General features: G+C 52.1%; 20 protein-coding genes. 15 read left to right on the top strand and 5 right to left on the bottom strand.

The annotated features are described in order from the left end of the window. The first annotated feature begins 113 nt into the window (after window positions 1–113). Entirely contained in the window at window positions 114–653 is a 540-nt protein-coding gene (locus AC1DF0_RS15700; RefSeq protein WP_442050556.1) for a DUF948 domain-containing protein, read from the top strand. Then, window positions 650–1060, top strand: a complete 411-nt coding sequence (locus AC1DF0_RS15695; protein ID WP_477574553.1) for a YtxH domain-containing protein — start codon at window positions 650–652, stop codon at window positions 1058–1060. Before AC1DF0_RS15700 ends, AC1DF0_RS15695 begins: the two co-directional genes overlap by 4 nt. A 176-nt stretch (window positions 1061–1236) precedes the next feature. Here the strand turns inward: AC1DF0_RS15695 and AC1DF0_RS15690 are convergent, their stop codons facing one another. Continuing rightward, window positions 1237–2883, bottom strand: a complete 1647-nt coding sequence (locus AC1DF0_RS15690) for an MDR family MFS transporter (protein WP_477574552.1) — start codon at window positions 2881–2883, stop codon at window positions 1237–1239. 251 nt (window positions 2884–3134) lie between these two features. Between AC1DF0_RS15690 and racE the strand changes: the two genes are divergently transcribed. From racE to AC1DF0_RS15660, 6 genes are all read left to right on the top strand, one after another. Then, entirely contained in the window at window positions 3135–3944 is an 810-nt protein-coding gene (racE, locus tag AC1DF0_RS15685) for a glutamate racemase (protein ID WP_477574551.1), read from the top strand. Between the two features lie 182 nt (window positions 3945–4126). Continuing rightward, the gene (locus AC1DF0_RS15680) at window positions 4127–5029 is read left to right on the top strand and encodes a M14 family metallopeptidase (protein ID WP_477574550.1); all 903 of its coding nucleotides are present in this window, start codon (window positions 4127–4129) and stop codon (window positions 5027–5029) included. Window positions 5030–5091: 62 nt separating this feature from the next. Continuing rightward, window positions 5092–5325, top strand: coding sequence for a hypothetical protein (locus AC1DF0_RS15675; RefSeq protein ID WP_442050552.1), 234 nt, complete (start codon window positions 5092–5094; stop codon window positions 5323–5325). 44 nt (window positions 5326–5369) lie between these two features. Further along, a complete protein-coding gene (locus AC1DF0_RS15670; protein WP_477574549.1) occupies window positions 5370–5672 on the top strand; it encodes an iron-sulfur cluster assembly accessory protein in 303 nt (100 codons plus the stop codon). A gap of 38 nt (window positions 5673–5710) precedes the next feature. After that, window positions 5711–5938: a YuzB family protein gene (locus AC1DF0_RS15665; protein WP_337103715.1), complete on the top strand. Its 228-nt coding sequence runs from the start codon at window positions 5711–5713 to the stop codon at window positions 5936–5938. 157 nt (window positions 5939–6095) lie between these two features. After that, window positions 6096–7541, top strand: coding sequence for a PDZ domain-containing protein (locus AC1DF0_RS15660; protein ID WP_477574548.1), 1446 nt, complete (start codon window positions 6096–6098; stop codon window positions 7539–7541). A 611-nt stretch (window positions 7542–8152) separates the two neighbouring features. On the opposite strand, the gene AC1DF0_RS15655 is transcribed toward AC1DF0_RS15660, so the two are convergent. Both AC1DF0_RS15655 and AC1DF0_RS15650 read right to left on the bottom strand, forming a co-directional pair. After that, window positions 8153–10207 (bottom strand): LTA synthase family protein, encoded by a 2055-nt coding sequence (locus AC1DF0_RS15655; RefSeq protein ID WP_477574547.1) that lies wholly within the window; start codon window positions 10205–10207, stop codon window positions 8153–8155. A gap of 24 nt (window positions 10208–10231) precedes the next feature. Further along, window positions 10232–11377 carry a THUMP domain-containing class I SAM-dependent RNA methyltransferase gene (locus tag AC1DF0_RS15650; RefSeq protein ID WP_442050548.1) on the bottom strand — a complete coding sequence of 382 codons (1146 nt, stop codon included), beginning with the start codon at window positions 11375–11377 and terminating at the stop codon, window positions 10232–10234. 246 nt (window positions 11378–11623) lie between these two features. On the opposite strand from AC1DF0_RS15650, the gene AC1DF0_RS15645 reads away from it, so the two are divergent. Further along, the gene (locus tag AC1DF0_RS15645; protein ID WP_477574546.1) at window positions 11624–12253 is read left to right on the top strand and encodes an O-methyltransferase; all 630 of its coding nucleotides are present in this window, start codon (window positions 11624–11626) and stop codon (window positions 12251–12253) included. Between the two features lie 789 nt (window positions 12254–13042). Here AC1DF0_RS15645 and AC1DF0_RS15640 read toward each other — a convergent pair. Next, window positions 13043–13504, bottom strand: a complete 462-nt coding sequence (locus tag AC1DF0_RS15640) for a hypothetical protein (protein ID WP_477574545.1) — start codon at window positions 13502–13504, stop codon at window positions 13043–13045. Window positions 13505–13639: 135 nt separating this feature from the next. Continuing rightward, a complete protein-coding gene (locus AC1DF0_RS15635; protein WP_477574544.1) occupies window positions 13640–14845 on the bottom strand; it encodes an MFS transporter in 1206 nt (401 codons plus the stop codon). Window positions 14846–15037: 192 nt separating this feature from the next. On the opposite strand from AC1DF0_RS15635, the gene hemE reads away from it, so the two are divergent. The 6 genes from hemE (at window position 15038) to AC1DF0_RS15605 (ending at window position 21533) form a co-directional block, all read left to right on the top strand. Further along, a complete protein-coding gene (hemE, locus tag AC1DF0_RS15630) occupies window positions 15038–16108 on the top strand; it encodes a uroporphyrinogen decarboxylase (protein ID WP_477574543.1) in 1071 nt (356 codons plus the stop codon). Then, window positions 16101–17048: a ferrochelatase gene (hemH, locus tag AC1DF0_RS15625; protein ID WP_477574542.1), complete on the top strand. Its 948-nt coding sequence runs from the start codon at window positions 16101–16103 to the stop codon at window positions 17046–17048. Before hemE ends, hemH begins: the two co-directional genes overlap by 8 nt. A 5-nt stretch (window positions 17049–17053) precedes the next feature. Then, window positions 17054–18517 carry a protoporphyrinogen oxidase gene (hemG, locus tag AC1DF0_RS15620; RefSeq protein ID WP_477574541.1) on the top strand — a complete coding sequence of 488 codons (1464 nt, stop codon included), beginning with the start codon at window positions 17054–17056 and terminating at the stop codon, window positions 18515–18517. Window positions 18518–18610: 93 nt separating this feature from the next. After that, window positions 18611–19879, top strand: a complete 1269-nt coding sequence (locus AC1DF0_RS15615) for a CapA family protein (protein ID WP_477574540.1) — start codon at window positions 18611–18613, stop codon at window positions 19877–19879. A 29-nt stretch (window positions 19880–19908) separates the two neighbouring features. Continuing rightward, on the top strand, window positions 19909–20676 hold the full coding sequence (locus AC1DF0_RS15610; protein WP_477574539.1) for a glycerophosphodiester phosphodiesterase: 768 nt from the start codon (window positions 19909–19911) through the stop codon (window positions 20674–20676). Further along, complete coding sequence (locus tag AC1DF0_RS15605) at window positions 20670–21533, top strand: DUF92 domain-containing protein (protein ID WP_477574538.1); 864 nt, start codon at window positions 20670–20672, stop codon at window positions 21531–21533. The genes AC1DF0_RS15610 and AC1DF0_RS15605 overlap by 7 nt, the downstream gene beginning before the upstream one ends. Window positions 21534–21565: the final 32 nt, after the last annotated feature.

Raw genomic sequence — 21565 nt, 5'->3', positions numbered from 1 at the left:
GCGGCCTTTTTTGCATACGCCTGTGTCAAGACAAGCCCATTCTGCTTATACTGTCATTACGCAAGTGGGCATTCGTCTATATGGCATACGCACGGTGAGGAGGAGAGAGGAGCATGATCGTAACATGGAGCGCAGCGGTTGCCGCAGGCGCATTCGTCATTCTAGTGGCGGGCTTACTTGTCGGCATGCGAATATTGCTTGGCAGGCTTGCACAGGTACAGCAATCTGCTGAAGCGATGCAGCGTGAAGTAGCCCGTCTAGGGGAAGAGCTGCGCGGTCTCGTACCGCCGGCCGAGGAGACGATTCGGACCGCGAATCGGCAGCTAACCAACGTGAATCGATTATTCGAAGCGGCTGGCGAGGTCGGAGGCGCGATTAAGCATACGACATCGGCCGTACAGAGCGTAACGGCTGTACTTGCGGATTCGGCGGCAAGGCATGCCGAACGAGCTGCAACGAAGCGCCAGGTCGGCGAAGCGTTCGAATGGGCGGAGCTGGGCATTGCAGCCTGGCAGCTATGGCAATCGAAGCGCAGCACAGCGGCGTCGGCGTCGGCTGACGAAGCCGGGCATCATGCACATGTTACCGCTGCTTTCTCCGAATCGACAGGCAGAGACGAAGGGCACGCTAAGAACGAAAGGAGCGAATCATGATGACAACTCGTAAAGGGACTAAAGGATTTTTGCTGGGGGCATTAGCTGGAGGTGTCGTTGGTTCTGTGACAGCATTGTTGCTGGCGCCAAAAGCCGGCAAGGAGCTGCGCCAGGATATTTCGACAGGTGCTCAGAAGGTTGGCCAAACGACGGTTAAGGTTGCCGGTCAAGTTGGCGAATCAACAGGACGTTTTGCTAAGCAAATCGGCGATCAAGCGGTGCAGCTTGCTGACCGTACGAAGCAGGCAGCTGGCAATTTCGTAAGCACGGTCAAAGGCAAAAACTTGATCGACGCTGACGAAGCAGCAGCTGCACTGAACGCTGGTGACGGCGAGCAGCAAGTCGCTATCGCGCTTGAATCGGTGGAAGCAGGCGAGTCCGAAGCCGCAGTAACGAAAGAACTGTAATGCCGCATAAGAAGGCGCCGGTCATGGATTCGATTATGAATCATGAGCCGGCGCCTTCTGCTAAAATATAGGATAGTATATCGTTTCACTACTATACTGACGCCTATATTTCTCCGGAATGAAACGCGCTGCGCCGCCGAGGACGGCGTCAGCCGTATTACCTTGTGCGTATGAGGTTACATATGATTAAGCTGCGGCTCGCTTGCCGCTGCTACAGCTTCCTTGTCTTCCTTCGCTGGCTGAATGAGCTTCATGTTGCGAACGAACAGCGCTAGCACAGTGCCAATAGCAATGAAGAGCAGGCCGACCCAAAAGACGGCGTGCAGCGAACCGATTAACGTTGACTTCACAACGGGCACCAGCTTGTCGGTAAGCTCCTTCGGCAGCTGAGACAACACTGACGGATCAAGCAAGCTGGAATATACAGCCTGCGGATTCGATTCAATCGTGCTTGCTGTTTGGTCGGCCAGCTGCTTCGCTTCCTCAGGAAGCTGCCCAAGCATAGGTGTCAGCTTCTCCTTGAGCGCGCTGCTTGATTGCAGGTTCATGACCGCTCCCAGCAGCGTCATCCCGAACGTAGCTCCGATCTGACGGAAGAATGTACTGGACGAGGTGACGACGCCAAGCTGCGATTTCGGATATGAATCCTGCAGTACGAGCGTGAGCAGCGGCATGACGAGGCCGATGCCTGTTCCAAGCACGACCATGTAGCTCGATGCCACGAGCCTTGTCGTAGATCCGTCCAGCAGCGTAAGGAGGAAGAAAGCGGCGGCAATAATGAGCATGCCGATCATTAATTGCGCCCGAACGCCAAGCTTATAGACAATCTGTCCGCCAATTATGCTGAACAGCATCATCGATACCATCATCGGAATCATAATTGAGCCGGAAGCCGTAGCGGAGATGCCTACGATCCATTGCATGAAGAGCGGCACGAACATCGTTGCACCGAACATGCCAAGGCTCATGAAGAAGCCAACGCTGTTAATCAAAGTAAAGGTTTTGTCCTTGAACAGCTTGACGGGAAGAACGGGCTCCTCGGCTTTAGCTTCCACGAATACGAATACGGTCAAGGCCGCGATGGCCAATACAAGCATTCCGATGATCTGCCAGGACAGCCATTTGAATTCATTGCCGCCCAGCGACATCGCAAGCAACAAGCTGACGACGCCGACGACCATAGTGAAGATGCCGGCCCAGTCGAATTTCACTTTGCCTTCGGACTTCTTGCCGCTTAACGATACGGCGATGAAGATCGTTGCGATTACGCCGACAGGCAAGTTAATATAGAACACCCAGCGCCAGTCCCAAGCGTCGACGATCCAGCCGCCGATTTGCKGACCTAGGACGGAGGAAAGGCCGAACACGGCGGCGAATATCCCCTGCMACTTCGCGCGCTGCTTGCCTGTGAAAAGGTCGCCGACAATGATCATGGCCATCGGCATCATGATCCCGCCGCCAAGGCCTTGAATCGCGCGGTAAATGATAAGCTGCTCGATGTTGCCTGCAACACCGCAGAGCGCCGAGCCGATTATAAAAATAAGGAGACCCGATACATATACGATCTTGCGTCCGAATAAGTCGGAAAGCTTGCCGGCGATAGGAACAATTGTTGTAGAGGTCAGCATATAGGCGGTTGTCACCCAAGCCATCAGCTCCAAGCCGCCCATCTCAAGAATGATGGTCGGCATCGCCGTACCGACGATCGTGCCGTCAAGCGCCGCGAACAGCATGGCGATGAGCAAGCCGATAATTAGCAAGCCGCGTTTGTTGCCGGAATTAACGTCGTTCTCTTGCGCTGCGGATTTCGTTTGTTCCGTCATAGTAGGCTAACTCCTGTCTATAGATGTATATAACCTAGCCGGGGTTTAGGACAGAATAGTTAAATCAATTAAATATTAAGCGATACATATTTTTACTGTCAATATAAGGTTAGAAGGCCGATTTTCATTGGTTTTCATTTGTTGAAGCTTGTCTGTTTTTGCGATAAGTTGTAGGTACGTTTTTTTGCCAGTATTCATATGCTATTGTGTCATTCTATTTGACGATCATGTTCAAGGAAAGCGGTGTGTTCGTGCAGCAACCGATTGCGATACTTGATTCAGGCGTAGGCGGTCTTACCGTTGCCAAAGAAGTGATGCGCCAACTGCCGCGAGAAAAAATCGTTTATTTCGGAGATACAGCCAGGACGCCTTACGGTCCTCGCTCCTCAGAGGAAATCATTCGCTTCACGAGAGAAATTGTGGATTACTTAATTCAATTCAGTCCCAAAATGATTGTTATAGCATGCAACACCGCAACGGCAGCGGCGCTTGGCGATATTCGCGCAAGAGTTGCTGTGCCAGTAGTCGGCGTGATCAACCCCGGTGCAAGAGCTGCTATCGGCCGCTCTGCAACCGGTTGTATTGGTGTTATCGGTACGGAAGGGACGATCAAGAGCCGTGCATACGACAGCGCTTTGCGTGAACTTTCGCCGCATGTGGAGGTCATAAGCGAAGCTTGCCCGTTATTCGTACCGCTCGTGGAGAAAGGCAATTTTCGATCGCCGGAAACGTATGAGGCTGTACGCAAGTCAATCGGACATTTGCGCATGTATCCGATCGATTGTCTCATTCTTGGCTGTACGCATTATCCGTTTCTGACCGACACGATTGCAGAGGTAATGGGTCAAGGCGTGGCGCTCATTAATTCGGCCGATGAGACGGCGAGAGAGGTAAGCATTATTTTGCGGGATCAAAAAAGACTTGCGCTCAGAGACGACGTACCGGTGCACCAGTTTTTCTGCAGCGGAGATTCGCTTCTGTTCAAGGCCATTGCGCAGCAATGGCTGGGCGAGCAGATTGAATTGACGCCAGTCGTTTGGCAGGTTCCGAATATCGTTTGAACCTTGCCCGAAGACGGGCGTAACGAAGAAGCCGAAGATCTCATCTGCTTGCAGACGGGTATCGGCTTCTTTGTTTTGTAAGTGGGCTGCGGTTAGCTAGATAACATAGGGCAAGCTTGAGCGGCATAGCATGGTCATGGTAGGAATGATAAGGGCTGACGCTCGCTGGAGGCGATATTGCGATGAACGAGAAGGACACATACCGTTATCATGATATGCTGGAGGGCTGCAGACAGCTTGCCAGCCGCTATTCCTTCGTTACCGTCTATGAGATTGGGCGCAGCGTTCTCGGCAGGCCGATTATCGCGCTGCGCTGCGGACGAGGTTCAAGAAATATTCATATTAACGCTTCATTCCATGCTAATGAGTGGATTACATCGGCACTGTTAATGCGTTTTGTTGGCGACTTGTCCGCCTCGTACGCAAATGATGAGCTGCTAAGAGGACAGGAGGTAGCGGAGCTATGCAGAGAGGTGACGCTCTGGGCTGTCCCGATGGTTAATCCCGACGGCGTCGAGCTAGCCCAATGCGGGGTAACTAAGTCCAATCCCTTATACGAACAGTTGATTGCCTGGAACGGCGGCTCGAACAACTTCAGCGGCTGGAAGGCGAATGCGAGAGGCGTTGATCTTAACGATCAGTTCCCGGCGCATTGGGAAGACGAGTGCAAGCGCCGCGGAGTGGAAGGACCAGGTCCGCGCGATTACCCCGGGCCGCAGCCGCTAAGCGAGCCCGAAGCGCTTGCAATGGCAAGCCTTACGGAAAACATCGGGTTCGATGCGGTTATTGCCCTTCATACGCAAGGGCGGGAGATTTATTGGAACTATCGCGATTACGAGCCTATCGAGGCTGAGATGATTGCAAAGCGGCTTGGCCAAGCAAGCGGCTACAAGCCGGTGAAGCTGTCAGGCAGCGATGCGGGGTATAAGGACTGGTTCATTCAGTACTATCGCAAGCCGGGCTTCACGGTAGAGGCCGGGTACGGCGAGAATCCGCTCCCGTTCCAAAATTTCGATCACATCTATATGGAATTGCAGCCCCTATTGGTGGAGGCGCTGCAAATCGGCAGACATCGTCCTTCGTAGATGATGTCTGCTTTGTTATTTATGATATACTAGTCGTAAATGCAATCAAGGTGGGACATCCTATGCGTAAATTGTTTTCGCTTCGCCATTGGAAAGGGACGTTCGGTCTTATTTTCAAGCTCCTGAAGTCACGGGACGTAGAGGTAAAGGACAAGCTGATATTCGGCGTGCCCGTATTGCTTTATTGGGTTTTGCCMGATGTGCTGCCGATGATGCCGATCGACGATATTGCGGTAACGATGATTGTTTCAGAATGGTTTGCCCGCAGAATGCAGACGAAGTATAATATAAAATAGTAAAACCTGCCGAAGGGCATAACGATAAGAGGAGCTGGATAACGATGAACTGCAAAATTTCCAAAAACGCTGCGAAAATGTTGAAGGTAGAGCTGGACAAGCCAGAGAATGAAGGCAAGAAGCTTCGCGTATACGTAACACACGCGCACGGCGATCATGCGCATTACGGCATGGCGATTGATGAGCCTACCGATAAGGACGTCGTTGTATCGACGGACAAAGATATTGATGTTATTTTGGAAGATGGCAACGAGTTTCTAGATGGCGTTCGCATTGATTACTTCTACGTGCCGGAGGAAGGCTTTGCCGTTACGAATCCAACTAAAGGCAACCACGGCGACCACTAAGCTTCGCAGGCTGCCGGAGCAAGATAGGAAGATGTTGAATGGCTAACGATATACGCATATGCGACAAATGCAAGCATATGAAGATGAAGACGTCCATTGCCAAGCTGCAGAAGCTGGCCCCTAATGACGAGATCGGCGTAGTAAGCTGCAAGTCTTACTGCGGCCCTTGTGCAAGGTATGCGTTCGTCTTCATTAATGGACGGTATGTGAAGGGCGCTTCCGAGGACGATGCGATCGAGAAGGCTAGCCAATATATTAAGAAATAAATGCCGCCTTCAAACGCTCGATTGAAATTGAACTTCATAGAATACTTACACATCAGGACCCAACGGCAAAGCTTCCGTTGGGTTCTCGCTCGTTGTGGATACATGCGCATAATAAAAAACAAAGAAACAGGAATCTAACGGCGAAGAGGTCTGCTGGATGACTATAAAATCGAGGCTTAGAAATAGAAATCATCGGAACTATTATGTTGTCGGATTTGTCGTTGCATTAAGTTATTTGATTTTTGCCGAATTGATATGGCTTCCTGCTCCGCTTAAGACAGCCGGGGGCATGCAATGGATCGAGATGATCGATTGGCTGCTTATGCTGCTTGCGCTGCCTCCGTTGCTATGGGCGGCGGGAGCTTTGCTTGGTAGCATTAAGCTCCGTAGAGTATATCTAAGCGCTGGCACAGACGTGCGCCGCAGCAAGCTTTCGTATGTTGTGATGCATGTACTGAAGTTGGCAGTCGCAGTCGTCAGCCTATATGCTGCTGCCGTTGCTCTAATCACTCCAACTAAGCTGATGCTTATACTCCTGCTTATCGGCGCATCAGCACTGCTTGTTGGCATTGATATGCTCCTTAGCGAGCTAATGGGTTGGGAGGCGGAAAACGGCAAGCTGCGATTCCCGAAACGCACACTGCTGTTATGGATGGGAATTGCGATTGTAATGGCACTGCTTGTTACTCCTACAGGCTATAATGTCACTTATCCGGGAATGACGCTAAATATGAACCGTTATGCGCATGTGGAGAGCGGAGCGGCGGGAGGATCCATTAACGGTGTACTCGTATTCGAACGGCCGGCTGTGCCGATGGATTGGGTATACGGAAAGCTGTTCCCGGAATACCGCTTCGACCCCATTCCTGAGGACGAGCCTCCGCTTACGGAGTCATACTCCCAGGTTGTCATGATGAAGACGAATGCCAATCAAGTAGCAGAGGCTGTTGCGATGGAGAAAGCCGGGATCGGCAAGGGCGTCACTGCGGATGGGGTGTTCGTCGTGGCGATTGTAACGGGTAGCCCGGTTGAAGGGCAACTTCAGGCTGGCGACATTATTCGTGGCTTGAACGATCGAGCGGTACAGTCGTTGGAAGATATGACTGGTTATATGGGTGAGGCAATCAAGCCAGGCGACACTGTGTCGCTAACGATTGACAGGGGTAAGGAGTCATTGCGGATCAATGCGCCCACACGCGCTGCGGATGACGATAAGAACCGAGCGGTGTTCGGCATTTCTGTGCGGACGAATCCGAAGCTCGATACTCCGCGAGCGGTGGACTACAAACCGTATATCGCGCATATAGGAGGTCCGTCTCATGGAGCTATGTTGACGCTGGCGATCATCGATCAGCTGACGCCAGGCGGTGTAACAGGGGGCTTGCAGGTTGCGGGTACAGGAACTATCGAGGTCGACGGCAGTGTCGGACTTGTCGGAGGCATTCCTCAGAAGGCTTATGCGGTAAGTCGCACCGATGCGGATGTCTTCTTCGTACCGGCCGCTTCCGTAGAAGCTGCGAGATCGGCCGCGCCTTCGCTTAATATTGTGCCAGTCCAGACGATTGACGATGTGCTCGGCTGGTTGAAGGAACATGGTCATTAGTGTTAGTTATATCATTCGAGCTAAGAATAGGGCAGGTGGTTCAGATTAATGCTGAAATTCTGCTTAATTGTAAATATAGGGAGGATAAGTTTCACTCATATCCTTACGCCTATATTTCACTGCGAAACGAAGGCTGTAAGCTGCGTATCTTTTTCTAATGGACACTACGAACGCTTAGCGATCAATTATCGCTCTGTTCATTTTCTAATGGACATCACAGATCGTTACAGGCACTTAATTAACAAAACCAGTCTTTATATACCATCTTAGCGTCACATTTGTCCATTAGCACCCCAAAATCAGTCGAAAGTTAGTTTAAGTGGCTATTTTGTCCGTTATCTGTTATCGGTTATTGATTAACTGAAAGGTCAGCTAGCCCATAGATGCGGTATTGTTGTTTATCTCCAATGCTCAGTCCCCGTCATCTGAAAATAGAAAAGTCTCCAGCGCATTTTTATTCAGCGAGCCGTACAACAGGCGATTGATTATATGGAGACGCTGAGGCGAGTATATGTGCTGTTGAGAAACCGCGTTCCGATGGATAGTGATAAAAAGGGGGTGTCCCAAAAGCCATAGGCCTTTGGGACACCCCCTTCACAGATATAATTCGTTTACTTAGCAGAAGCAAGGGCGTCGGCGTCTTCTTCCGTGCTGCCCGCTCGTGCTTCGGTAGCGTCTTGCTTCTTGTAATCGGCGATGAGATCGTTCTCGATGATCTGATCGGACATCGCCAGCTCCGTGCTCGCTTCCTCAATGCCTGACAAACAGCCATTGATATCGCCGACTGCATTATCGGCTATATTCCAGCACTTGCCGTTCTCCGGAATACCGTCAGCGGAAGGCATGAAGAAGACGGTTCCGTCTGTCCAATACCCGTTGCGAAGAACAACCTTGTGACCTGCAACCGGCTGTTCGGTAATGAGCGGCATGCCAATCATATACTTGTCTGCCGTCGAGATACCAAGCAGGTGCATGACCGTTGGCGTAATGTCAATCTGACCTCCAACGTTTGTATACTCACCGGCATGCTCGCCGCGAGGCAAATGGACGATGAGCGGTACCTGCTTCATAATCATCATTTGCTCGGCCTCGGACAATGACTTGCCAAGGAACGTTTCAAACAGCTTCATATCCTTGATCGAGTTATCATGATCACCGTACATCAGAAGGATCGTATTGTCCCATAGGCCCTCGGCTTTCATACGTTCAACCAATTCGCCGATTGCGGCATCTACGTAATGGGTTGCTTGCAAATAATCGCCCATAATCGTACCGTCGAGTTCTCCGACATTCAGCGTTTGTACGTCTTCCTTCAACGTATAAGGATGATGGCTGGACAATGTAATCAGGAACGAATAGAAAGGTTGTTTTTGATCCGAAATGACATCGAGCGATTGTCGGAAGAACGACTTGTCGCCTAGCGACCAACCGACTTTTTCGTCCAATGTGAAATGCTTACGGCTGTAAAATTTATCGTATTCCATATTGTTGTACATCGTATTCCGATTCCAGAAACCGCCCTCATACGCATGGAAGACGTTGGCCGTGTAGCCTTCTTGCTTCAGCGTCTGAGGCATGCATTCAAATTCGTGGTTTGCGAATTGGATAAATACAGAGCCGTTGCCGACAGGCTGCATCGAGCAGTTCGCCGCGAAATCGGCGTCAGACGTACGGCCTTGCGCAGTCTGGTGGTAGAAATCGTTGAAATAGGCGCTTTCTTTGATGAGCTTGTTCATATTCGGCGTTATTTCCTCGCCGCCGATCGATTGGCCGATCATGAAGTTTTGGAAAGCTTCCATCTGGATCATCAGCACGTTGCTGCCTTTGTAGGCGCCGAACAGCGCATCGCTTTCCAACTCCTTGCGATCTTCACCGCGCTCGGCAATCCAAGCTTTCGATTCGGAAGCTTGCTCCGCCGAAACGTTGGACGTGTCGAACCAGTTCTGCTTCGCATAACGGTATATATCGAACCCGTGGAAGCCGATTTCACCGGTTACGTTGTAGATGGACAGATTCCACCATGCCCCGACGAAAATACCTTGCGCCCACGTCCGCTTCGCCTCTTCCACGTTCGTAAAGACGAGGTTCGAGCCCAGCATGAACACGGCGACGCTAATGATGATGCGGGCAACAGTTTTGCGCCACAACGGTGCGGACTTGATGCCGGCTTGTTCGTTCGCTCTGCGAAGATCGCCGCGGCCTTTCCAAATGACATACACGAGGAATGGAACGATAACAATCCAATCAACGAAGAAAACAATGTCATTCCAAGACAAAAGCGTATTAATACTTTCGCCGAGCGAGTCAACTTGGTTCATCTGCATAAGCACGGGAACCGTAATTAAATCTTGAAAATAACGATAGTAAATAAGATCGGCATACATGACGAAAGATAAAATGAGATTAATAATGATGAGTGCAATAATACGGCCGCGCGGAGGCAGCCATATGGTCCAAAAGACGGTAAGCAAAAGCGCTCCCAGCTCGATGAAAAAATCCTCGCCGTTCATTCTCATTTTGGACATGCCGATAACGTCGGAAAAAATATATAGCTTAGCCATCAAGACGACCGTAAACAGAAAAAAATCTACAGTCTTGAGACGAGTCAGCCATACGAGCACACTGCTCATGCATCGTCGTACAATATTGTAATTATTCGAATACATAATGAGCTTGTCCTTCCTTTCTTTCTAGTTCCGGCCGCCGCGCGGAGGCAATGGTCCGAAAAATTGGTAATAGTTGCATTCGATTCGGCCATTGAACAGCTTGCGTTTTTTATCTGCCGGGCGGCCGAAATAGGTCTCAATCGTAGTTGACGGACTTATTGCGAAATAGGACCATGTCGGGTAATGAAGCGCTGTAAGTCCGAATTGGCGCAATGCCATTTCGGCTTCGCGATCATCGCCAAGCCGCTCGCCGTAAGGAGGGTTCGTAATGATTACGCCGTATTCGCCCTCAGGCTTCGCCTTAGCGACCGGAAGGACGTTAAGCTTGATTTCTTTGCCGAAGCCGGCTTTCTTGACGGCCGCCTCCGCAATCTCGATCGCGTTCGGATCGATGTCCGAGCCGGCGATTTGAAGCGGAATGTCGTCCTTGACGGCATCGTACGCTTCTTCGCGGGCTGCATCCCACAACTCATCGGGCAGGAGCGGCCAGCCTTCACTGTTGAACGATCTGCGAAGTCCTGGCGCGATATTCCAGCCAATCATCGCTGCTTCTATTAGAATAGTGCCTGAACCGCAGAACGGGTCATAGAGCGGGCGATCCGGCTGCCAGCGGCTAAGCTGGATGAGCGCTGCTGCCATCGTTTCGCGAATCGGTGCTTCCGTCGATACTTTGCGATAGCCGCGTTTGTGCAGGCCGGCGCCTGTCGTATCGAGTGTCAGCATCGCTTTGTCGTTAAGCAGCGTCACCTCAATGACGTAGCGGCCGCCATCCTCCGGAAACCATTCCGTGTGATAACGTTCCTTCATTTTCTCGACAACCGCTTTTTTCACGATGCCTTGGCAGGCAGGAACGCTCGTTAATTGCGATTTTTGGGAGCGACCGTCAACTGGGAATTCTCCATCCTCAGGAATCCAAGTTGGCCAGTCAAGCGCTTTCGTACCTTCGAACAGCTCATCGAACGTCGTCGCGCGGAACTCTCCCATTTTGATCAAAATTCGGCCTGCGGAACGAAGCCATAGATTCGTCCGGCATATGTCGGCGGGACCGCCCGTAAAGTTGACTCTGCCGTTCTCGACCTGCAAGTCCGTGTAACCGAGGTCTTTAAGCTCTCGGGCAACAACCGCCTCAAGCCCCATCGGCGAGGTTGCGATTAATTGTAGCTTTTCCATCTAACACTCTCTTTTCATTAGTTCTGCGAGTCCTGTCGACTGATGTCCGGAGCTGCGCTTGTATCCCTGCTAAGAAGAAACGCCAGATGGCGTCCTTGGCAGCATAAGCTTTCGTTTCGCGGTGAAATATAGGCGTAAGGATAAAAGTAAAACTTATCCTTTCCTATATTTGAACAAAAACATACAATCAAGTATAGGACAAACTAGGTTGTTTTTACAAATTGTAAAAATGGAGAGAGATGAATAATGTTTCTGAATGAGCAATATGTGGATGATTTATATGCAAAAGATGCCGATCTTGAACATGTGAAAGCGGTGCTTGCGGAACGCGGAATGCCTGATATTTCGGTAGCTGACGGGTATGGAAGGCTATTGACGATGCTTGTGAAGCTGAAGGGAGCAAGCAGCGTTCTGGAGATAGGAGCGCTTGGCGGTTATAGCGGCATCTGTCTCGCCCGGGGCATGGGAGAAGCGGGGAAGCTAGTATCGTTGGAACTGCTGCAGCATTACGCGGACGTCGCTAAGGCTAATATGGAAGCTGCGGGACTTGGCGATAAAGTGGAGTATGTTGTCGGAGATGCTAAGGCGAGCTTAGCGCAGCTAGCATCCGAAGGAAGAAAGTTCGATTTCTTCTTTATTGATGCGGACAAGGAAGGATATCCGATCTACTTGGACTTTGCGCTAGAGATGGCCAATCCAGGAGCGCTGATCGTTGGCGACAATATTTTCTTGCGCGGGCGGACGGTCGATGAAACGAAGCAAGGTCCGGCTGTGCGCGCCGTGCGTTCTTTTAATGAACGCATCGCGACCGACGAGCGGCTCATGAGCACCGTCATACCGGGTTATGACGGTCTCGCGATTGCTATTGTGAAGTAAGTAGTTTACATGAACTTGTATAGGTATGGAGGACGAATCTCTACAAACTGTGTGTGGGATTGCGCAATAGTGTCATTCTCTGCAACTAAATAGTCTTGTGCATGGCGCTCTGCCTGTTTAGTTCGATTTGAGGCAACTAAACGGGCGGGTTTGGTGTTTTGGGCGTGAATCGGAGAATTAGTTTGATGAAATGCAACTAATGAGCATGTAACCGCGTGGCAGATGAAATTAGTTCGACGAAACGCAACTAATGAGCAATATACCCGTTGGTGATTACCTCCACGGCATGTTGCAGAACTCTCCAAAGCTAGCTAATACCGCAATAGTGTCATTCTGGGAAACTAATTAGTTTTGTACGAGGAACCCCGCCTGTTTAGTTCGATATTGGGCAACTAAACGGGCGGGTTTGGTGTTTTGGCGCGTGAATCGGCGAATTAGTTCGATGAAACGCAATTAATGGGCTCATAACTGCGCGGCAGATGAAATTAGTTCGATGAAATGCAACTAATGAGCAATATACCCGTTGGTGTCAGGCTGTTAGCATCAAAGCCATACGTGCTTCACTACAGCACGTATGGCTTTGATGCTGAAGAGGGGGCCAAACGCCAGGAGTGGATACGTTTGGTTCCCCGGCCTGCGGTTTGCAACCAGCCCTTCTGCTCCAACTCAAGCAGCAGGTTGCGTTGCGTGCTGTTCTGTAGCCGCATCCAAGTAAATTCCGGACATCGATCAATTGCACGGGCCGATCAAGATGGCGTACGAGCCGGATAATGTCCCGTTCTTCTGCGATCAGCTCTGCTCTCCATTCAGATTCCCGAACAATCTCCCCATCATTTGCTGCAAAAGCTGCTGCCACAGTCTGGGGCGCTGTTCAATATCGTCATATGAAATACGGACAATGATCCACCTGTCGTTTGTAAGATGCATCTGGCGCACCCATTGATCGCTGAACTGCCTCCTCGAGATATTTCGCACATGAGGGCCGTAACCATCCACCTCGATTGCAATTCGAACATGATTTTTAACGAATGCAAAGTCTAAGTAGCGAAATCCTTCGCTAAAGTCTTTCACCTCAAACTCGGGATGCAAGTTGGTAAAATGGCCAAAAGCAGGCCACCACACATTACGAACAAACTTTTGCTCGGCATGGGCATGTCCTTTTTTAAGTCTGCGCAAACGCTCACCTTTCCTCTGCTTAAGATGCTGCTCAAGCCAATGCATATGTGCTTCCTCGAATAAAGTCATATTCATCTGCAAGATCCTCTCCTTAATTAAAATGAAAAACGCCGTTTAATCCGGTTCATCCCGGATCAAACGGCGCATGCTTTACGACGCATTAAGTGAAGTTACGCATCCATATTAGCATGGATGAAGCAGTTCAGCCAATCATTTGATAACTGATCGTCCACGCAGCAAAGAATGCCAAACCCATGCCGCATTGAGCATCATCATGACGGCAGACAGTACGAATAAACCTTTAATGCCGATGTAGCCGGACAATGCGCCGCCTGTAATTGGACCGATCATGTTGCCGATGGCAAGCGAGCTTGTATTGAAGCTGTATGAGCGGCTTTCCATTCCGTCAGGTGTGTACTTGCGAATCAGAGTATTCACCGCGGGTATAAGGCCGCCGAGGAAAATACCGAGCATGAATCTTGCGAGCAGCAGTTGCCATACCGTTCCCGCGAGAGCTTGCGGGATGAAGGAGATCGCCGCGCCGATTAGTGCGACGCCGAGAATTTTCTCGCCGCCGATCCGATCGGCGAGCTTGCCGAGTAGCGGCGATGCAACAAGATTAGAGAGTCCCGTCACAGAGCCGACGAACCCCGCCCAGAATGCCAAGTTAGCCGCTGTTCCATGCAATTCCTGCACATAAAGCGGGATCAGCGTCATCGGGCTCATCATCGCGAACTGGATGAGGAAGGTGACCGCGAACAGCGAAGTCAGCTGCGGAATGCGGGCAAGCTTCTTCAGCCCCTCGACGACGGAAGCCTGCACGCGCGCCGCTGCTTTCGCGCGGTCGAACGGTTCCTTAACGACAATGAGGGCAAGCAGCGATGCGCCGAATAATAATGCGCCGGTCAGATAGAAGATCGGCCGGTAGCCAACCGTATCGGCAAGCAGACCGCCGAACAGCGGCCCGAGAATCGTGCCGGCAATGCCGCCCGATTGAATGGTACCCATAGCGAAGCCCATACGTTCCTTAGGCGTTGTAGCTGAGATTAGCGCTATAGAGGCCGGATTGAAGCCGGATATTGTTCCGTTCAGCATTCGTAAGAAAAGCAGATGCCATGGGTTCGTAGCGAAGCCCATCAGCACCATGACGACGGCCATGCCGAAGCCTGAGCGCAGCAGCATGATTTTGCGGCCATAGCGGTCAGCGAACTTCCCCCATATCGGCTGGAAGATGAAGGAGGTGACGAAGTTGCCTGCGAATATAACGCCCGCCCAAACGCCGATCTCATGTGTATCGCTAAGGCCTAGATCGAATTGCAAATAAAGCGACAAAAAAGGGATGATCATCGTCATCCCCGCCATCACAAGAAACTGACCAAACCACAGGACGATTAGATTTTTTTTCCACTGTTCCATAGCTATAAGTATAACATAAGAGGGCGGCATGCGATAAATGGGAGGTAAGGGCAAACTTTCATACCTTCTTCATGCAAAGTGACATCGATTGTCATACTATTGTCATAGGAACGCATTTGAGAGCGGTTGTTAGGGTAGAGGAAAAAGGGCATAATGGATACAGATGACACTACATAGAAATGGGGAACGGGAATGTCTTATAACGACCGTTTCATTCGGGCGTGCATGAAGCAAGAAGTAGACCGCGTGCCGGTATGGTACATGAGGCAGGCAGGTCGCTACGATCCGGATTATCGCAAAATAAAAGAGAAATATTCACTGCTTGAAATATGCAAGCAGCCGGAGCTAGCTGCGGAAGTGACGATGATGCCGGTGAAAAAGCTCGGCGTCGACGCAGCGATTCTGTACTCGGACATTATGAATCCTGTCGCTTCGATAGGGATTGACTTTGATATTGTCGGCGGCATCGGGCCGGTCATTGCGAACCCGATCAAGACGGCGGCGGACGTAGAACGGCTGAAACCGATTGACGTGGAAGGCGATCTCGGCCATGTGCTGGAGACGATTCGGATATTGAACCGCGAGCTGGATGTGCCGCTTATTACGTTTGCCGGCGCGCCGTTCACGATTGCTAGTTACTTAATAGAAGGAAGACCTTCGAAAAACTATTTGCGCACGAAAGAAATGATGTACAGCCAGCCGAAAGTGTGGCATGAGCTAATGCGAAAGCTTGGCGATATGGTTATCGCTTATTTGCGCGCCCATATGGCGGCCGGCGGCAAGGCGTTCCAGCTGTTCGACAGCTGGGTTGKAGCGCTTGCTCCAGCGGACTTCCGCACGTATGTGCTGCCGACGATTGAACGTATATTCGACGAGCTTAGCGATTTGCCGCAGCCGAAAATTTATTTTCCTGGCGTCAGCTCAGGTGAACTATTGCCAGAGCTTGGCGGCGTGAAGGCAGACGTGTTCGGTCTGGATTGGCGCGTGTCGATCCCAGAAGGACGCCGTCGCTTGAATAACGGCGCAGCGGTGCAAGGCAATCTCGATCCAACGGTGCTAACGGCGCCAATCGGCGTCATTGAATCGTATGCGAAGGAAATTATCGATCAAGGGATCGAGCAGGACGGATTCATTTTTAACCTTGGACACGGCTTGTTCCCGGAAGCGTCGCTGGAGAAGCTGGCTGAATTGACGGCGTTCGTACATGCCTATTCGACCAAAGCGATTCGTGAACGCAAGGGGAAGGAGACTAGCCATGTCTGATCATAATCAAAAGATCGGCGTACTTGTCATGTCTTACGGAACGCCGGAATCATTAGATGACGTCGAAACGTACTATACGCATATTCGCCGCGGACATGCTCCGACACCGGAGCTGCTTGCCGAGCTGAAGGGTCGTTACGAAGCGATCGTAGGCGGGGTATTCCCGCTTCGCGAGAATACGAATGGGCAAGTGGCAGGCTTGCAGGATAAGCTGGAGCAGCTTGCTCCTGGCAAGTATGCTTGCTACCAGGGTCTTAAGCATGCGAAGCCTTATATCGAGGATGGCGTAGAGCAGATGGCTGCAGACGGCATCAAGCAGGCAGTCGGCATCGTGCTCGCGCCGCATTTCTCGACGATGAGCGTAGGCAGCTATATGAAGCGCGCTCAAGAAAAGGCGGATGAGCTGGGCATTAAGCTGGCAGTTGTGGAGCAATACCATATGCATCCTAAGCTGTTGCAGGCCCTTACGGAACGCGTGCAGGACGGCTTGCGACGCCTAGCGGAGCAGACGGACGGCAAACCAGTAAAAGTATTGTTCAGCGCGCATAGCTTGCCGGAGAAGATTCGCGAGCTTGGCGATCCCTACGAGCAGCAGTTGCTGGAGACTTCAGCGGCGGTTGCCGAAGCGGCCGGCGTTACGGATTGGCAGTTCACTTGGCAAAGCGCTGGTCGGACGAGAGATCCTTGGCTTGGTCCGGACATTCTCGAGACGCTACCTGTGCTCAGGGAAGAAGGCGTTAAGGCGGTGCTAGTCGCACCTGTGGGCTTTGTGTCCGACCATCTAGAGGTGCTTTATGACCTCGATATCGAGGCGAAGGCAGCGGCCAAAGAGCTGGATATGGCACTTGATCGAATTGCGATGCTGAATCGCGATCCGTTATATATGGAGACATTGGCAGAATCGGTCATACAAGCACTGGCAAGCGAGAGAGAGGAATGAATGAGATGCGGAGAATCGGAGAACCTGATCGAATTGTCGTCATTGGCGGAGGGATCAGCGGACTGAGCTCCGCTTTTTATTTGCAGCGGGAAGCGGAGCGGCTAGGCAAGGAAATCCATCTGACGATTGTTGATGGAGCTCCTGTGCTTGGCGGTAAAATCAATACGCTGCAGCGTGACGGCTTCGTCATTGAGAAAGGGCCGGATTCGTTCCTTGCGCGCAAGCTGGCCATTATCGATTTGGCAATGGAGCTTGGGTTGACGGATGAATTAACGACGACGAACCCAGGGGCGAAGAAAACTTATATTTTGCATCAGAAAAAGCTGCATCCCATGCCGGCCGGACTCGTGCTTGGCGTGCCGACGGAAATTAAGCCGTTTCTTAAGACGGGGCTTGTATCTTGGGGTGGGAAGCTTCGCGCTTTAATGGATTTTGCGCTGCCTGCGCGCAAGGTGAAGGGTGACGAGTCGCTTGGCGGATTCCTGGAGCGCCGTGTCGGTCCGCAAATCATGACGCAGATCGCCGAGCCGCTGCTGGCCGGCATCTATGCGGGAGATCTTAGAAAGCTTAGCATTCAAGCGACTTTCCCGCAGTTCGCGGCATCGGAGCAGAAGCACGGCAGCCTGATCCGCGGCATGCAGCATAACCGCAAAGCGGGATCGGCTGCTCTTCCCGCGGTGGCGAAGGGCGGAACCTTCCTAACGTTCAAGGGCGGATTGACGACTGTCGTAAATGCGCTGGATAAGGCGTTAAGCAGCGCGGAGCGCAGGCTTGGCGTGAAGGTGGCAGAAATTCGCGACGAACAGCGGGCAGCTGCGAAAGAAAAAGAGCGAGAACGGGAGATCGGACAAGCCCGCTATACCGTTGTATTGGAAAATGGCGAGCAACTGCTAGCGGACCGCATCGTGATGACCGCGCCTGCTTACAACGCGGCCGATCTGCTCGAGCCGCTAACCAACGTGAGCGAGCTGCGAGCGATTCATTACGTATCGGTAGCGAATGTGGTGATGGCTTTCGATAAGGCGACATTCGGACTCGAATTCGATGGCTCCGGCTTCTTAGTTCCGCGTTCGGAAGGACTTAGCATTACGGCATGCACATGGACATCGAGCAAGTGGCTTCATACGAGTCCGGACGATAAGGTGCTGCTTCGCTGCTATGTAGGACGAGCAGGCGACGAGGAAAAGGCGAAGCTGCCGGACGCCGAGCTGATTGCTGCAGTTCGCAGCGACATCAAGACGACGATGGGCATAACGGCAGAGCCTCTTTTTACAGAGATTACAAGACTGTATCGCTCTATGCCGCAGTATCCGGTCGGACATCTCGACAATGTGAAGAGGCTGCGCGCAAGGCTGGCGGAAGAGCTTCCAGGTGTATGGATTACAGGCGCGGCCTTCGACGGCGTCGGTCTTCCCGACTGCATACGGCAAGGGAAGGAAGCGGCGAAAGCCATTCTAGCAGAGTCGTAATATTTGTTGACCATGAAGCTCCTATCATTGATATAATGGAAAAGTCTTGATAGACAAACTTCCAATTATATCAACGAAGGAGCTTATTTTCATATGAACGTATCCCGGTCTGAGACGCGTCAGCATGAGAAGAGAATGCGCAAGAGAAGAATGAGGCGGCTTATGATCCTTAATGTGACATTGCTGACCATTATTGCTGCAGTGATTGCCGTCTGGTTAATTGGTTTGAATATGAATGCGGATAAGGAAGCGGCCAGTTCGAATAGGGGCGAGGACAGCGGGGACAATCAGCCGATCGAACAGAAGCAGCCCGATGATTCTAATGGAGCTGAGACTTCTACCGAGGAAGAAACAGCCCCAAATAACAACGAGGGCAATACGGAGGCCGTAGATTCGGGCAGCACGGATGGCGAAGAAGGAGAAAAGATCAGTCTTTCTTTTGTAGGCGATGTGTTGTTAGCCCCTTATGTGGAAGGTGTCATGAAGAAGAACGGGTACGATTTTCCATATCGGGAATCGTTGCTGTACCTAAGCGAGCCTGATGTAACGGCGGCAAATTTTGAATATCCAGTCACGTTACGCGAAGCTCCTGCAGAAAATAAACAGTATGTGTATAAAGGACCGCCTGATTCGCTGCCTGCATTCCGGGACGCGGGGTTCGATGTCGTCAACCTGGCGAACAACCACACGATGGATCACGGGGTAGAAGGTTTGCTCGATACGATGGACTATTTGGACAAAGCGGGCATTGCGCATATGGGGGCGGGCAAAAACGATACGGAGGCTTTTGCCCCAAGCATTCATGAGGTGCGCGGTGTAAAGGTTGCGTATGTCGGACTTAGCCGAGTCGTCCCTGAAGTGTCGTGGAAGGCGGACAAAAATACGCCCGGTGTGGCGGAAACGTATGATACGAGACGGGCGGTAGAAGCGATTACCAAAGCGAAGGATATGGCTGACATTGTAGTCGTCATGGTACACTGGGGAACAGAGCGGACGACGGTTCTGGAAGATTATCAGAAGCAGTTCGCAAGGCAATATATCGATGCAGGCGCGGATCTGGTTATTGGAAGCCATCCGCATGTGCTGCAAGGATTCGAAATGTATAACGGCAAATGGATTGCATACAGTTTAGGGAACTTTATTTTTGGCATGAACCCGAAAGGTGAGGAGAAGGATACCGGCGTGCTTGACGCGGTATGCTCGAAGAACGGCGATTGTGATCTGACTTTCCATCCGATGGTTTCGGTGAATTCGCAGCCGATTCCGTTAGAAGGCGACGAAGCGAAGACGCTTCTGGATCGAATGACGTCGATTTCTCTAGGAGTTGCCCTGCGGGAAGACGGAAGACTGGAAGCGCAATAGAGCTGGCAGTCCGAAAGGATGAGTGCATAATGAGAAATCCGTGCGTAGCGCATCGAGGCTGGTCGGGCCGCGCGCCGGAAAATACGATGGCTGCGATTCGATTGGCAATCGCCGAGCCGGACATTGAATGGATTGAAATCGATGTACAGCTTTCGAAGGATTATGTGCCGGTTGTTATCCACGATTATAAGCTAAGACGTACGACGAACGGCAAAGGCGATGTGAAGGATTGGACGGCAGCGGAGCTGGCGCAGCTGGATGCCGGACACTGGTTCTCGCAAAAATATCAAGGAGAACCGATTCCGACGCTCGATGACGTGCTTCGTGAATCAATCGGACATTGCAAGCTCAATATCGAGCTTAAGACGGACGGTATTCGGTATCCGATGCTGGAGGAGAAAGTGCTGGAGCGTATCTATGCTTTCGACGCAGTAAAAGAGGTTGTATTGACTTCGTTCCATGAAGGTACGTTGTACAATGCGCGTAAATTTAGCGGCGAGGTTAGGACTGGACTTATTCTAGACGCATGGCGGAATTCGCTTCCGAAAGAGCTGGAGGAGCTTGGCGCTGATTTTTTATCCATCGGCTACTCGCGGCTTAATAAGGAGCGCATGGCGCTATTGAATGAATCAGGCATACAGACGATGGCATGGACGGCAAATGATGAGCGGACGATCCGCAAGCTGACTGAGCTTGATCCGAATCTGATGATATGCACGAATTATCCGGAAAGGTGGCGCGAGGCATTGCATCGCAAAACGAGATTGTCCAGCGTTTCGCAGTGGCTGCAATGGTAGGTCTGGTGGATGAATGGTGGTTAAGGCTGCTCGTTGGCTTCTTATGCAGCAGCCTTGCTGCTGCCGCGGCATATAAGGCGCGATCATTATCCCTTTCAGGGGCATGGTCGGCGCTCGTGATGGGGACAGGCTTCGTGACGCTTGGCGAGCCCATATGGTTCGGTGTTCTGATTGCTTTCTTCATATCGTCATCGGCGCTGTCGAAATATAAGCGCAAGCATCGGGCGAAAGCGGAGGCGGAAGCGAAGTATGAGAAGACCGGCAGGCGCGACGCCGGACAAGTGTGGGCGAACGGCGGAGCGGGGCTGTTGCTGTGCGCGGCCCATTACATATGGCCGCATGAGGGCTGGCTGTTCGCGTACGTCGGCGTCATGGCCGCCGTGAACGCGGATACGTGGGCGACGGAAATCGGCGCCCTCAGCCGCAGCGCGCCGCGCATGATCGTGAGCGGCAAGCGCGTAGCGGCTGGCACGAGCGGCGGAGTCACGCCGCTCGGCAGCGCAGCAGCGCTCGCAGGCGCCGTGTTCATCGGCGCCGTTGCCGCACTGCTGCTGGCGGCCACGCAGCAGCCTGCGCATGCTGCTGCGGGCACGCTCTTCGGCGCCGCCGCGGCATACATCGCCGCCGCGGCCGCCGCAGGCCTGGCAGGGGCCTTCGCCGACTCTCTGCTCGGCGCCACCGGCCAGGCCATGTACCGCTGCCGGACCTGCGGCAGCGTAACCGAGCGCGCCGCCCATTGCGGCGGCGCGGCCGAGCTCGTGCGCGGCTTCGCCTGGCTGAACAACGACAGGGTGAACCTCCTGTCGTCCTTGTTCGCCGGCTTGCTCGGCTTCATGCTCGGCGCGGCGCTTCTCTAGCCGCCGCGCCCGCAACAAAACAAAGGGACTAT

This window comes from Paenibacillus sp. 05T425 (genome assembly GCF_056396205.1).
This window is presented reverse-complemented; position numbering and strand designations above follow the sequence as displayed.